This is a genomic window from Leptospira ognonensis, from assembly GCF_004770745.1.
In the GTDB taxonomy this organism is placed as follows: domain Bacteria; phylum Spirochaetota; class Leptospiria; order Leptospirales; family Leptospiraceae; genus Leptospira_A; species Leptospira_A ognonensis.
This window is the reverse complement of record NZ_RQGD01000010.1, coordinates 184,356-197,952: the sequence shown is the minus strand read 5'-3', so window position 1 is coordinate 197,952 and position 13,597 is coordinate 184,356. Positions and strand designations below refer to the sequence as shown.

Genomic DNA, 13,597 nt, shown 5'->3' with positions numbered 1-13,597 from the left:
TAAATACGTAAGAATTACAATCTATTCTTTTCTCATTAAGTAAAATGGCATAGGAAAAATGGGAGCCCACTTTAAATAACTCAATCCGATCAAAACATCATCATTTACACTTCGAAATTCGTCGATCACATAAGGCCAAGGGAAGCGAGTCGACTGTGGGTAACTAACTTGTATCGATGTGTTTCCGTCTATCCTCGAGACTCCAATTTTTACACTCATCGGATACTTTCGTAACTTCGTTATAGACCCTGGAATTTTGAATAAATTGGTCGCGTCCTCATTTCCAAAAAACTCTTTACCAAACCAATATTTAAAACCCAACAGCCCTAATCCATGTTTGGCGACGAATTGAAACCACCTTGGTCCTGTCCATTGCACCTCAAAAGTTCCTTGCGGCAGTGTTTCAGATTTCGCTAAATCTTTATATAGTTTGATAGAGGTAAAAAAATTCATTGAAATATTAGTCTTCATATAGCCTTCTTTCTACATGAGCCCCTCGAAACCAAATTTTTTCCACAGGATTTTAAACTGGTATTTTCGTATCCTTTGCATCCTTGCCGTTGATTTAGTCATTACGGCCATCAATGCAAGAATCCTAAGTATGGTATCTATCCATCATCGTATGATTGTCACGATGATCGGTATGCTTGTTGTTCTGCTCCTCGTCTCCTTTTTGTTTTCTATCATCGATAAACTGACCAAATTTGTTTTGAAAGTAACGATTGAAATGGGAAATCTAATCGGATTTCGAAAAACAGCTATTTTTATAATTATCACTGGTATGTTAGTGGGCATTTTTTCTGGCTACCATTATGTCTGGTTTGGAAGCTGGCCGGACTTCCGAGAATTTCCTCTCCAGGACTTTATCAATTTGTTTTCCTTTTAACTCAGGAGATCCCGATTCCTATTTAGGCATCGGGATTACATAAAACCAAATCGCAAAAAAATGGAAAAAACTTCCCGCTAGAACAAACAGATGCCAAATCGCATGGTTGAATGGCAAATTATCCCAAGCGTAAAAAATCACGCCAAAGGTATAGCTTAAACCACCAGCAAGTAGCCAAAGAATCCCCTGCATCCCAATCGCGTTTCTGATATCACTGATCACAAACAAACATAGCCAACCCATCAAAATATACACAACGACACCCAGATTTTTCATATTTCTCGGGAATATCGCTTTTTGGATCACTCCAACCAATGCCAATGCCCAGATGACGATAAATAATGTCCATCCCCACTTCGAGTTCTCACGTAAACTAACGAGGGTAAATGGAGTATAGGTGCCAGCGATGAGTAAAAATATGGAGGCATGGTCGATATTCTTAAAAATGAATTTTGCTTTTTCGTGGTGAAGGGCATGGTAAAGTGTGGAAGCAAGATACAGAATGACAAGCGTGGAACCGTAAATGACAGAACTTACAACTCTCCATGTATCACCAAATAATACTGCCATGGTAACTAGAAGGGTAAGACCTGCAATGCTGAGTGCACCACCAATACCATGAGTAACCGCATTGGCAATCTCATGGGCTACTGAATACTCATGAACCCGTTCGACTAACTCTTTAATAGCTGCCTGGTTCACAGGTGGATAGATTTCCATTTGATCGTTGTTTTTCTTTCTAGATTTATTTTTTTTTGCCGCTGGTTTCTTGATACTTTTTTTGGCTTTCATTTTCATAATTTTTCCCTATAACCTTTTTGCAATATATCTATAGATGACTTAACGAAACTGACGTAGTCAATGAGAAAGACCTTCAAATCAGCTTCATTCAATACTTGCTTTACTGTCGCTGAGGGAAACCCGTGAGACCAAGCACCAATCGCGATCGCATGACATTGCATCATAAACATAAACGTGTCTTCTTCTTTCTTAAAACCCAACCTCGTGGTCAATCTAGACAAAATCAATCCTAGCTGATTTAACAGCTCGTATTTGTATTCTTTAATTGTCTCATAACTTGCATTTTTCTCCAAGATTGTCGGAACAATCGGTAACAATTTGATAAATCGAGGATGTTTCACAATTGATTGTACAAACCATTCCTGAAAATCAAAAGTATCTTTCAAATCCAAATCTAAATACTCACTCAGATCTTTGAACCAGAGCTGGTAATCAAAGATATGGACTGACAAGGCAAGATCTTCCTTAGTTGGAAAGTATAAATAAAGCGTACCCTTGGCGACCCTTGCTTTTTTGGCCACAGCATCCATGGATAGATCGGCTAGGTCTTTACGTGAAAGCAAATTCGCTGCAGCCTGGATGATATTTGTCCTCTTTGTCAGTTTGTCTTTTACTAAGACGGCACGTTTCTGGTTCACCACCCCATAATGAAAAAGGACTGATAATATTCCAGAAAAAAAACTTGTTTCTGACCGGCAGTCATATTTAAATGACTCGTAGTCATTTAAAGGAGCATACAATGTCAAAACAAATTACAAAAACAGTCTTAATCACGGGAAGTTCAACGGGTATAGGTAGGGAAACCGCACTCTACTTTCAAAAGAAAGGCTGGAATGTGGCAGCAACGATGAGAACTCCTTCTAAGGAGACAGTTTTAAACAAACTAGAAAATACGATTGTTCCAAGTTTGGATGTGATGGATTCAAAATCAATTCGAGAGGCGATCCAATTGACGATTTCAAAGTTTGGAAAAATCGATGCCATTGTGAATAACGCTGGTTATGGATTGGTTGGTCCGTTTGAAGGTGCCTCAGAGACCCAAATAAAAAAGCAATATGATACGAATGTTTTCGGTTTGATGAATGTGACGCGAGAGATGTTGCCCCATTTTCGCACAAATAAAAATGGCGTGTTCGTAAATGTGGCTTCTATGGGAGGAAGACTTGTTTTTCCGTATTATAGTCTGTATCATGGGACCAAATGGGCTGTAGAAGGATTCACAGAAGCATTAAGATTTGAGCTCGAGCCTTTAGGCATTCGTGTAAAAATCGTAGAACCTGGTGCCATAAAAACCGATTTTTATGACAGATCCATGGAAAATACCGTTGCAACCTCTCCTGTCGATTATAAAATGTTATGCGACAAGGCATTTGCTAAATACGAAAAATCAAGTGCAGGGGCTACTTTGCCTGAGAAAGTTGCCAAGGTTATATTTAAGGCCGCCGATGATGGCTCGAAAAAACTAAGGTATCCTGTTGGTCCAGATGCAAAATCGCTTCTATTTTTACGCAATCTCCTTCCTGATGGAATGTATGCGAAAATGATAAAGCTTGCCTTGCTTTAGATTTCGGGATTTTCATTAAGAGAGAGATGTTTCAATACATAAGATGTGCGGTAGATTCGGTTATACACTTATCACTTTAAAAGACGGAACTCAAAAATGGATCCGTCTTGTGCAAGAGTTACCAGCGGTCGATTTGCAGCGCATCGAAACTCTTTTTAAGACCTTATCAGGATCGGAAATTTTCCCTGGAGCGAAGGCTCCAATCCTATTTCAGGCTGAAAATAAAGTAAATATAACATATGCTAATTGGGGAATTAAGCCGGACTGGTCTCCAAAAGTTATTTTTAATACTAGAGTGGAAAAATTATTTTCATCTACTTTTTGGGGCAATCTGATCTATTCTCAGCGCTGTATCGTACCTGCTTCCTATTTTTTAGAATGGAAGTCTGAAAAAGGTACAAAGGTCAGATATAGAATTCAAAATCAGAATGAGCCTAATATGAGTTTTGCGGGAATTTGGGGAGGTAAAGAGGATGCGTCTTGGTTCACAATTTTAACCCAAGAGGGAAATGAATTGATGAAAGAAATTCATAATACAGGCGGAAACCAAGGAAGACAACCTGTCCAAATCAAAGATGAAAATATTGCTGCATGGCTCGATCCAAATCTATCCAAGCAAAAGGAAATCGAAGCATTGATCACTACTTATTCATCATCTTCAATCTTGGCCATTCCCGAAACAGATCAACTTTCGCTTTTTTAAATTAAAACGTTCACTTTTGGAACAGTTTGTAATTGTAAGAAAAGGTTTTTCTTAATTCCTCTTTTGGAAGGCCTAGTTCTTCAGATTCCTTTTGAAACATTTTTCGTTTTGATATATAATCGTTGCTAAGCGGAATTTCGATTTTCGCCACAGTTTCCTGGTATTTTTCGCTGGAGTATAGACTAAACGCGTGCTTATTGATACCAGATTGGTCTAGTAAAATTCCTACCATGGTAATCCCCATTCCTGCACCTTCCGTGTTATCACCATACTCCATAAAAAAATCAATTAGATTGCTGAAGCTGATGGCTTTTTTAAATTTATCACGGATACGGGTCTCCTCGACGGGAAGTAAGGGGAAGGCATTCTTAATTTTAATATTAAGAACGTCATGAGTGTAATAGAAAGTCGCATAAACAGGAAGATCAAATTCTTTAAATAGTGATTTGTAGCTTCCGATTTTGTCCTCTCGCAGGTTTCCTTTAAAGTTTGCCATGCCTTTTTCGTAGTCCTCGGCACGATTGATATCTAATCCGGCTTCTCTAAACATGACTCGTTTGAGGTTTGCTTTGGTCGCATTGATGACTAGCTCTTTTGCGGCAGCGTAGGAGATATCCATTAAGTCTAAGCGATTGTACTTTTTAAGGATCGATGCAGTAATCACTTTAAGAATATGCTCCCCATAATCACTAAGGAGGTAAGTCTTGAGAGTTAAAATCTTCTGATTTTCAACAGCCCTGCTTATAATATCATTAAGTTCTAATTCTGATTTCTTCAATGTAACTGCACATTGAATCCACAAAGAGAATTCGGTCAAGAGTTTGTTCCCATATTTGCAGTACAAATCCTAAGAAAAAGCCAAGATCCTTGCTTGAACATCATTCAGATTCAGTTCCATAGTTAAAAAAGCTACTGGATTTTGTCAGAGACTATGATATCTCTGGAGTCTATACTTACGTTCCCTAAGGTTGAGGCTAATGACAGATAAGAAATATCGTTTGGTAACCAGAAGTGATTTTGACGGCTTGATCTGTGCCGTTTTATTGAAAGAGATTGGTCTCATCGATGATATTAAATTTGTTCATCCCAAGGATATGCAAGATGGTCTCATCGAAATTTCAGATCGTGACATAACGACAAACTTGCCTTATGTGAAGGGATGCTACCTAGCCTTCGATCATCATTTGAGCGAGACACTTCGGAACGAAAAACATTCAAATCATATTATCAATCCGAATGCTCCTTCTGCTGCCAGAGTTGTTTTCGATTATTATGGTGGTTTTAAGCGATTCCCGGCAAGGTGGGCAGAAATGATGGATGCCGTCGACAAAGGAGATGCCGCCCAATTCTCAAAAGCAGAAATATTGAATCCTCGCGGCTGGGTTCTAATGAATTTTTTAATGGATGCTCGAACTGGACTTGGGCGGTTTCGTGAATTTAGTGTTTCTAATTATCAACTGATGATGAATTTAATCGATGCTTGTCGCGATCACGATATCAACTATATACTGGAAATGGAAGATGTCATTGAACGCGTGAATCTTTTTAAAGAACATGAAAAGTCAGCGAAAGAGCAAATCTTACGGTGTACGACGGATTACGGAAATCTCGTTGTCCTGGATTTAAGAAACGAGGAAACCATTTTTGCAGCCAATCGTTTTATGATCTATGCCCTCTTTCCAGATTCCAATATTTCGATTCACGTGATGTGGGGAGTCAAAAAACAAAATACAGTTTTCGCCATCGGTAAGTCGATACTGAATCGAACTTCCGATGTAAACATAGGCGATTTGTGTTTAAGTTATAATGGCGGAGGTCATATGAATGCTGGTACTTGCCAGGTTCCAAATGAGTCTGCTGACAACGATTTGAATGACATCATTGCTATCATTCGTGCTTGCGACTAATTCCTGCTTAACGGATTTTTTCATTTAGCCAAAGTAGTGTCTCCTTTGGTTTCTCGAAGGGAAAAAAGTGTGATGCATCCTCCCAGATGGTAACACTTGAATTTTGATTCTTTCGTATGAGAAGTTGAGCTAAACTAGGACTACATACCTCATATTTTTTCGGAATCAAAACATGCGTTTCCCGCGAGATTCGATAGAAATTTAAAAATACATGATAGTGTGAATGAGTGAATATTTGTGTCTCCACTCTTGGGTCACAACAAAGTTCTACCTCATCTCCATTTCCAGTTTTTCGGAAACAGGACTCTAAGTAATTTTCATATATGTCTGGATCAAAATTTGCAAAGGCAGGGAACTTTTTATAAGACCGCCTAACAAGTTCGAGAGAACTAAATTTTGCTCTCCGTTTTGAGGCTCCCTTTGCTAACGGATTTCCAAAAATCTTTGCCAGTGTGATCATCTTTATTCCTAAAATGACTGGATCCCAGACGACTAATTTTTTAAACCTTTCCGGTTCTTTCACGGAGGCTAGTAGGGAAGACGCCCCGCCGAGGGAATGGCCGATCGAAATCACGTTTTCCAGCCTCTCCTTCTCCAAAAGTGTTAAAATTTGATCTCTAAAAAAATGCCAGTTTTCAAAATTAAGAGTCATCTCACTTTTCCCATGACCTGCGAAATCAAGGGCGAGGATACGGTAACGGCTTTTCAATTCCTTAAAATAATACTGGTAACATCCTGCGCTGTATCCGTTGGCATGACAAAAAAGTAAGATCTGCCCTTCCGTCTCTGAATCATAATAAGTGAGTTTCAAACCTGCGAAGGAGAATGATTTTGCTTTCATTTTTCTATTTGACCGTCTCTGAAAAGATTCTAGATTGCCAGTATCCCATGCAACTTCAGATCATCCTAGTCTTCTGTATAGCGGTATTCTTTAACGCACTTGCCAATATCTTGATGAAAACCTCTTCACTCCAAGATGCCGAAAAACCGATCCAAGCAAGTGCAAGCGGACTTTTGGGAACTATTTTTAATCCTTATTTTATGTTGGGTTTGACTGCATTCGGACTGGCATTACTCGGATATCGATTTGTCCTCGGAAAGGGACTCAAACTTTCTTTGGCGTATCCGGTTTTTACATCCAGTGGTTTTATCATTGTTCTCATTGCTTCTGCGGTATTTTTTAAAGAAAAATTAAATTGGACACAATGGACTGGGATCGCCTTTATTTTGGTAGGCGTTTGGCTTACCGCCTTGCAAATGTTTGATGTTGAGTCTTGAGAACAAAACTACTTTCTAACTCTGTCATATTTTTTTTTATCATCAGCGTTCTCACTTTTGTTTGCAGTCCTAAACAAGATCAGTTTCCAAAGCCCATAAAAAAACCACCAAATTTCCTCTGGATTGTAGTCGACTCGTTACGTGGTGATATTATTGGTCGTTACGGTGTAACGCCTGTAATGGATGAATTTGCTAAGTCGGCAAATGTCTTTTCAAACCATTTGGTCAATGCAGCTTGGACAAGACCTTCCACATTGGTTTTTTTTACGGGAAAGTATGCATCCCGTAGTCCTGTTAATTTTTGGGATTATCCTACTCCAAAAAGTGAGGCTCAGGATTTTTATCAGAAGGAGTTATATCCTCTTCCAAAGTATCTCTCGCAAAACGGAATTCATACGGTTATGGTTGGTAACAATCCCTTTGTCACAGATAAAAATGGGCTAGGTGTAAACGTAGGCTTTGATGAAAGTTTTGACTTTTCCGATCATCTCAATGATACACCATTCATTACAAAAAAAAGTCTTTCTGTTCTTGAAGATCTCGTAGAGAAAAATAAACCGTTCTTCTTTTTCCTAAATTATAATGATCCCCATAAACCGTATACTCCCCCACCTGGTTATGTCCAAAGAATTAAGACAGAGGAATTTTTAGAGGATAGGAAACGAGATTATCTAGGAGAGGTTGCCTATATCGATGACCAATTAGACCTTATCTTCAAAAAGTTAAAAACTATGGGGCTTTGGGATGAGACAGTAGTATTGATCACTGCTGATCATGGCGAGGTTATGCGATCCGAGCATGCCATCTCTCCATTTACTGGAACCAATACTTACTATGGACATGGTCAAGATTTATTCCTTGAGAACATTCATGTTCCTCTGCTTGTAAAATTAAAGAACCAGAAAACGGGGAGGGTGATAAAACAAAGAACGCAATCTGTTGATTTATATCCTTTCGTAATTGAGTCTTTTTCGCTCGACGCTAAATCTAAGTTAGATGGAGTCTCGATTCAAAAATATATAGATGGTAAATCAAGTGCGGACCGCTTTTATTATGGGGAGACTAGATCCACGCAGGGAATCGGTTTTGGAGATGATTTTTTATTGCAAAAATCGTTTCGATTTCATGAGCTGGGAAAATTTTGGGAAGGAGTGGTTGGGCGGGAAGTTTTTTATTATTATAATATTCAGAACGATCCGAATCAGATTGATCCGATCCGGTTTAATGAAATATCAGACCTTAACTCCTTACAATTATCCGATACCTTAAAAAACAAGATTACTTTTCTTTCAAATCAATTAAGAGAGATTGAGCCAACGATTCCTTTATACACCATTCGATTCAATCGACTAGAAGAAAGGCCCTTGAACTTAGAAGTGCGAGTGAGCATTGGAACAGGACAACTTCGTCCAAAAATAAAATCAATCGATTCCAGAATTGCTTTTGAAAATTCCGTAAGAGAGTTATCTATCAAAGTAGATACGAGCAAATTGAAAAAATCTGAAAGTATTGAAATTCCATTTGAAGTTTATCCAGATGTCACATTTCCAAAATTTCAATTTTTTGAAGGTAAGCAAGAGATCACTACGGAAGATGTAGGAATTGGAATGTTTGAATTGGCACCAAACGTGTGTACGATTTCCTGTAATGAGTTGTTTGATGCTCCTTTAGGCAAACCGAAGGTTTCGATTTTTAATCATTTTCAAGTATGGAAAACAGGAGGTCTTACCAATTCGTATGTGCGTGATTCAAGACTAGAAACCGATGCTATGGAAATATTGAGAAAACAGGGATACGTGCAATAGACTTAATCATTATCCATGTTTGTAACGGATAGATCTGAGATTGACGCATCTAACATAGCTCCATAATTGATATCGGCGGAAGTGATATCGCCTGTGATGATTGTGTACGCGATGTTTCCATCAGTTACAAAATCATCTACACCGGTTATGGTAATCGTTTTTGGAGTGCTCCAACAATCTGCACCGGGACAATTATTGTCAAATTGAACACTTGCTGGTGAAACCGTTCCTTCCGCGGTATTCGAAGAAGTGAGAGGAATGGTAACAATACCTGTCGGTTCGCTTCCCAAATGAATGGTCACCGTTGCCTGCCCACCACTTTCTGTCGTCACCAAACCTGAAGTTAGTGAGAGAATTACAGATGCCACATCGTTATTTTGATTTGTGATCGGAACGCTCGGAAGGGCATTGCCATTGAATGCTGTGTCCGCTCCCGACATAGACCCTAAGTTGATTTGGTAGGAAATGTTTCCGTCCGCAATAGAGTCATCAATTCCTGTGACGATCACATCTTGAAATACATTCCAATTTGCTGAGGTAAAATTTAGAGTCGAAGGAGCGATGGTTCCCTCTGACGTATTGGAACTATTTAAATTTAGTGAGATCGTAGCAGTAGGCCTCGCTCGCAAACGGACTTGGAATCTCGCCTGTCCACCTGCCTCTGTTGTATTCAGTGAAGGGGAGGAGACAATACCACCGTTAGCGTTTGGTGACGTTCCGCAAGCAGACATGACATTTGCATTTGTGCATGGTATGATATCGTATAATAATTCCGCATTGGTTGCATTGAGGCTTGCAAAGGATAAAGTATTATCGTAAATATTTGACCCGGCACCACCAGTCGTAGTCTCCGCAGTGGTTGTGCTAGGCGTAACCGAATAGGTCTGGTCGCCCGATGTACCGATGTTGGCACCTGTAATAGTAACTGTTTGTGTCGTGGAATAGTTTGAAGGTGTAAACATTAAAGAACTCGGACTAAAAGTGACAATGCTTCCTACGGAGGAAGTGAACGAGACTGTAACGCTATTTGTCGGTTGTGTTGCGAGTGCGTAGCGAAACGTGGCTTTGGCTCCCGACTCCGATGTGACAAGTGGACTTGGTGTAAGCGAAGAACTGGTCAAGCCTGCCGTATCGTTATCGGTCAAGGTTAAACTCGGATCTGCTGGATCAACGGTATCATAAAAAGGATCGGCTGAACTTGTGTAGGTCGTCGATCCATCCCAGCCCACTTGAATGGGGCAAGAAATGGTTCCATCGTCTACGGAGTCATTGGTTGGTGTGACAATGATCTGGTTATGAGCCCCCGCCTGGTCCCAGTTTGCGGGTGTGATCGTTATTGAAGTGGTTGATACAGTAAATTGATCCACATTGGAAGGAGTCGTAAGCAATCTACAAGGAAAGCTCGTGTTTATGCTAACAGGAATCACAACGTTGTTCGTCGGCGCTTGCTGCAAAAAAACGTAAATTGAAAATGCCGCCGCTGTTTCTGCCATACTCATTGTAGCTGGAGTTCCTATAGTAATGGCACCAGCACCAATATTATAATTTGTGAGAACGGCGTTATTACCTGTTGCGCCCGAAAAACCCGTGTACCAGGAGGCAGTTGTCCCAGATTCAGATCCTGAGCCTACGGTAATCGTAAAGCTTGTATTGCTCGAATCTACATCCGAGAGTCCCTTGATCACAACATCTACAGCAGAATTCCAGTTGGCGCTTGTAAATGTATAGGTGTTCGAGTTTGCGAGAACATCTGGACCAGTCGAAAGTAGAATCTGCCCCTCGGATATATCCGTCGTCGCGACAGTTACTGTTACCGAATTGCCACTTAACGGCTGTGAAGCTAAGCTAATTTGGTAGGTTGTCTTTAGCCCATTTTCTGCAGTAAAAGCCTGGGATCCAGTCTTTAATGCGAAATTGACTTTTGGAGAAGCATTATCATTATCACTCAGGTTGATTGTGACGTCGGATGGATTCAGTCCCTCGTAATCTGTTCCCGAACCTGATACAGATCCCAAGGTAAATGTATGTACTCGAGTTGCGATTTCGTCGATGCTATCATCGGCGGGAATGATCGTCACTGTTTGTGGCACATTCCAATTGGTTTCATTAAACGTTAAACTTGCTGGTGAGTTAGGACTAAATGTGTATTGTGTGACATCGGGAGCACTAAATGTTTCAGCACTCAATGGAATCGTGATCGAGCCTGATGCGCAATTTGCTAAATTGCCTGGAGTATTGCAAGGTGCACTCGTTAATGCAACTGTAAAGGTACCATTGGCACCACCTTCGGTGACGTTCAGAGTTGTCGTCGAGATCGAGAAGCCAACGGTATCATTGTCGGTAATCGTTAGAGCTAAATTTCCTGTTCCAGGCGTATAACCTGAGATGACGGTTGTCGGACGTAAGCCAGCATAAAAAGACCCTGTTGCCGTCGGAATGTTCACTGTAACGGGTATTGTTCCATCCGTAAAATCATCGGCTACAGAGCGAATTGTAATAGTCTGAGCCATATTCCAACTACCCGTGGTTGTATCCCCACTAAAAACGGGAGCATTACTGGTTGTATTATTGAAAACCAGCGTACGGTTGTTTGTTGGATTTCCTGAACTGTCAAGAATGACAGCTTCTGTAGTATCAGAACTCACAATGGGCCCAATGGTAACCGAGGCGCCAGGCAAAATCGTCAGTCTGATCTCAAAGGTAATGGTAGAAGTTCCGTTTTCCACCATTGTGAGTGCCGAAGATATATTCTGTAATACAATCTGAGGTGAACCACTATCTATGTTTTGTGCAGATACGGAACTTGCTAAGAGGCCACTGTATTTAGTATCACTCGAGTTCGCATTCGTATGATTGATTGTCACCGAAATGTTTCCATCAAGGGAACCATCAACTACGGATGTTAATGTAATCGTTTGTGGGCTATTCCAATTTGCAGTGGTGAATGTAAGACTGGACGGAGAAATTGTAATCTCTCCTGTGTTTGAAGAACTAATTGTGGGAATCGTAACCGTGGATGTCGGTTGTGAGTTCAGAACTACGGAATAAGTTGTTGTCAGAGGGCCTGCGTTTTCATCAACAGTCAGACCTGAAACGGGAGTCACAGTAAATCCCGCTGTATCGTCATCGGTGACTGATAGGACGATGGAATTGGGAAGTGAAACGGAATCATAGGTAGTATCTCGAGAGCCAGATGAGGTATCAATATTCCCAAAGAGGATCGAAATGGATCTTGTATCCTCATCAATGGCATTATTGATTGTAGATGCTGTTAGATTCTGCGGCACATTCCAATTTGTAGAATCGAAAGAAAGTGATGAGGGAGTAATGGTGACCAAACTCGTGTTGGATGTACTTATATTTGCGATAGTAACTGTCGTTCCTGTTTGTGGCTTCGATTTTAAGGTGATCGCATAGATTTGAGAACCACCGTTCTCTGATACAGTGGTTCCCGTGTTTGGTGATACATTGACTCCCTTGGTATCATCATCGAGATTCGTAATAGAAGGAAAGGATGGTCCAGCGATTCCATTATAATTCGTATCAGAGGAAGAGGCTGTGCTTGAAACTATGGTAACCGTAACATTGCCATCACCCTCTAAATCGTCGACTCCTGTGACTGTTACATTCTGGGCCACATTCCAATTGCTTGGCGTAAAGGTGAGTGAACTTGGTGAAATCGTCCCTTCCGTAACTGGGTTTGCAACGAGGGAGGAGACTGTTACATTGCTTGTAGGTGCACTATTCAGGACGATTGAAAAAGACACGGAACCGCCCGCTTCTGTCGTTGATGTCGTATTCAAATTTACGACCGTAAAGCCTGCACTGTCGTTATCTGAATTTGTGCCTGTGGCAACAGGAACCGATTTTCCTTGGTAAGACGGATCGTTTGAAGATGTGAGCCCTGCTGATATAGTAAACGATTTTGATCCATCAATGGATATATCATCCACACCTGAAACATCTATAGACTGTGGTACATCCCAATTCTCATACGTGAAAGTCAACGATTGGTTGGCCACCGAAGCTTCTGTTGTTGCAGAGGAGGAAAAACCCTGAAGAGTGACAGATCGCATCGGACGGGTTTGGAGGACGTAATATATCTTTACGCTTCCGCCATTCTCAGAAGTTAGGATTCCAGAGGCTGGATTGACGGCAACACCCGAAGTTTCATCGTCGGTATTAACGACTGTTAGAATCGGAAGGCTCTGCGTAGAAAACCTCTTATCCTCTGTATTCCAAGAACCAAAGGAGATTTGATAGGATTGATTTCCATCGCTCAGATTGTCGTCCACTCCTTGCGTGCGAATGGTTTGAGACTCGTTCCAATTGCTCTCATTAAAATCTAAAAATGTCTCAGAAAGCAAAACTCCTTCCGTAGCATCCGAAATTGTAATCGGACCAATACGAACAGAACCAATTGGTTTTATGTTCAAGGAAACATCGAAAGAGCCCGTCCTTCCAGATTCACTCGTAAATAGATAAACATCCGCGTCATAAATTAATTTTCCCTGAGTATCATCACTACCCAACAAAAAAAACATTCCCGGCTTGATGATAGATTTACAGGATACAATTCCCAAGACAACAAACAAGAATGTTAGGTGAAGAAATTTCATTTTTTATATGACATAAAACAATCGCTGAAAAAAC

12 protein-coding genes are annotated in these 13,597 nt (G+C 40.5%); 6 read left to right on the top strand and 6 right to left on the bottom strand.

Annotation, left to right across the window (positions count from 1 at the left end):
* Window positions 1-21: 21 nt before the first annotated feature.
* Complete coding sequence (locus EHQ58_RS03410) at window positions 22-471, bottom strand: hypothetical protein (protein WP_135621999.1); 450 nt, start codon at window positions 469-471, stop codon at window positions 22-24.
* A 16-nt stretch (window positions 472-487) separates the two neighbouring features.
* Here EHQ58_RS03410 and EHQ58_RS03405 point away from each other — a divergent pair, with 16 nt between their 5' ends.
* Window positions 488-886 carry a hypothetical protein gene (locus EHQ58_RS03405; protein WP_135621996.1) on the top strand — a complete coding sequence of 133 codons (399 nt, stop codon included), beginning with the start codon at window positions 488-490 and terminating at the stop codon, window positions 884-886.
* An 18-nt stretch (window positions 887-904) separates the two neighbouring features.
* Here EHQ58_RS03405 and trhA read toward each other — a convergent pair whose 3' ends face one another.
* Together trhA and EHQ58_RS03395 are read right to left on the bottom strand one after the other, a co-directional pair.
* Window positions 905-1,684 (bottom strand): PAQR family membrane homeostasis protein TrhA, encoded by a 780-nt coding sequence (gene trhA, locus EHQ58_RS03400; protein ID WP_246047092.1) that lies wholly within the window; start codon window positions 1,682-1,684, stop codon window positions 905-907.
* The gene (locus EHQ58_RS03395; RefSeq protein ID WP_246047091.1) at window positions 1,681-2,325 is read right to left on the bottom strand and encodes a TetR/AcrR family transcriptional regulator; all 645 of its coding nucleotides are present in this window, start codon (window positions 2,323-2,325) and stop codon (window positions 1,681-1,683) included. The genes trhA and EHQ58_RS03395 overlap by 4 nt, the downstream gene beginning before the upstream one ends.
* A gap of 101 nt (window positions 2,326-2,426) precedes the next feature.
* On the opposite strand from EHQ58_RS03395, the gene EHQ58_RS03390 reads away from it, so the two are divergent.
* Together EHQ58_RS03390 and EHQ58_RS03385 are read left to right on the top strand one after the other, a co-directional pair.
* The gene (locus EHQ58_RS03390) at window positions 2,427-3,251 is read left to right on the top strand and encodes an SDR family oxidoreductase (protein WP_135621992.1); all 825 of its coding nucleotides are present in this window, start codon (window positions 2,427-2,429) and stop codon (window positions 3,249-3,251) included.
* Between the two features lie 43 nt (window positions 3,252-3,294).
* On the top strand, window positions 3,295-3,954 hold the full coding sequence (locus EHQ58_RS03385; protein WP_135621990.1) for an SOS response-associated peptidase: 660 nt from the start codon (window positions 3,295-3,297) through the stop codon (window positions 3,952-3,954).
* A gap of 10 nt (window positions 3,955-3,964) precedes the next feature.
* On the opposite strand, the gene EHQ58_RS03380 is transcribed toward EHQ58_RS03385, so the two are convergent.
* Entirely contained in the window at window positions 3,965-4,771 is an 807-nt protein-coding gene (locus EHQ58_RS03380) for a hypothetical protein (protein ID WP_135621988.1), read from the bottom strand.
* A 160-nt stretch (window positions 4,772-4,931) separates the two neighbouring features.
* On the opposite strand from EHQ58_RS03380, the gene EHQ58_RS03375 reads away from it, so the two are divergent.
* Window positions 4,932-5,861, top strand: coding sequence for an exopolyphosphatase (locus EHQ58_RS03375; RefSeq protein WP_135621986.1), 930 nt, complete (start codon window positions 4,932-4,934; stop codon window positions 5,859-5,861).
* Window positions 5,862-5,868: 7 nt separating this feature from the next.
* Here EHQ58_RS03375 and EHQ58_RS03370 read toward each other — a convergent pair whose 3' ends face one another.
* Window positions 5,869-6,702, bottom strand: coding sequence for an alpha/beta fold hydrolase (locus EHQ58_RS03370; RefSeq protein ID WP_135621984.1), 834 nt, complete (start codon window positions 6,700-6,702; stop codon window positions 5,869-5,871).
* Window positions 6,703-6,749: 47 nt separating this feature from the next.
* On the opposite strand from EHQ58_RS03370, the gene EHQ58_RS03365 reads away from it, so the two are divergent.
* Both EHQ58_RS03365 and EHQ58_RS03360 read left to right on the top strand, forming a co-directional pair.
* Entirely contained in the window at window positions 6,750-7,139 is a 390-nt protein-coding gene (locus tag EHQ58_RS03365) for a DMT family transporter (protein ID WP_135622138.1), read from the top strand.
* A complete protein-coding gene (locus EHQ58_RS03360) occupies window positions 7,136-8,944 on the top strand; it encodes a sulfatase (RefSeq protein WP_135621982.1) in 1,809 nt (602 codons plus the stop codon). Before EHQ58_RS03365 ends, EHQ58_RS03360 begins: the two co-directional genes overlap by 4 nt.
* Before the next feature lie 2 nt (window positions 8,945-8,946).
* Here EHQ58_RS03360 and EHQ58_RS03355 read toward each other — a convergent pair whose 3' ends face one another.
* Window positions 8,947-13,563 carry a beta strand repeat-containing protein gene (locus EHQ58_RS03355; protein WP_210412772.1) on the bottom strand — a complete coding sequence of 1,539 codons (4,617 nt, stop codon included), beginning with the start codon at window positions 13,561-13,563 and terminating at the stop codon, window positions 8,947-8,949.
* Between the last annotated feature and the right edge of the window lie 34 nt (window positions 13,564-13,597).

Excerpts from the sequence above, each read along its gene's own strand:
- EHQ58_RS03375 (WP_135621986.1), top strand. The coding sequence starts at position 4,932 with ATGACAGATAAGAAATATCGTTTGGTAACCAGAAGTGATTTTGACGGC.
- EHQ58_RS03410 (WP_135621999.1), bottom strand. The coding sequence starts at position 471 with ATGAAGACTAATATTTCAATGAATTTTTTTACCTCTATCAAACTATAT.
- EHQ58_RS03385 (WP_135621990.1), top strand. The coding sequence starts at position 3,295 with ATGTGCGGTAGATTCGGTTATACACTTATCACTTTAAAAGACGGAACT.
- trhA (WP_246047092.1), bottom strand. The coding sequence starts at position 1,684 with ATGAAAATGAAAGCCAAAAAAAGTATCAAGAAACCAGCGGCAAAAAAA.
- EHQ58_RS03390 (WP_135621992.1), top strand. The coding sequence starts at position 2,427 with ATGTCAAAACAAATTACAAAAACAGTCTTAATCACGGGAAGTTCAACG.
- EHQ58_RS03365 (WP_135622138.1), top strand. The coding sequence starts at position 6,750 with ATGCAACTTCAGATCATCCTAGTCTTCTGTATAGCGGTATTCTTTAAC.
- EHQ58_RS03405 (WP_135621996.1), top strand. The coding sequence starts at position 488 with ATGAGCCCCTCGAAACCAAATTTTTTCCACAGGATTTTAAACTGGTAT.
- EHQ58_RS03355 (WP_210412772.1), bottom strand. The coding sequence starts at position 13,563 with ATGAAATTTCTTCACCTAACATTCTTGTTTGTTGTCTTGGGAATTGTA.
- EHQ58_RS03370 (WP_135621984.1), bottom strand. The coding sequence starts at position 6,702 with ATGAAAGCAAAATCATTCTCCTTCGCAGGTTTGAAACTCACTTATTAT.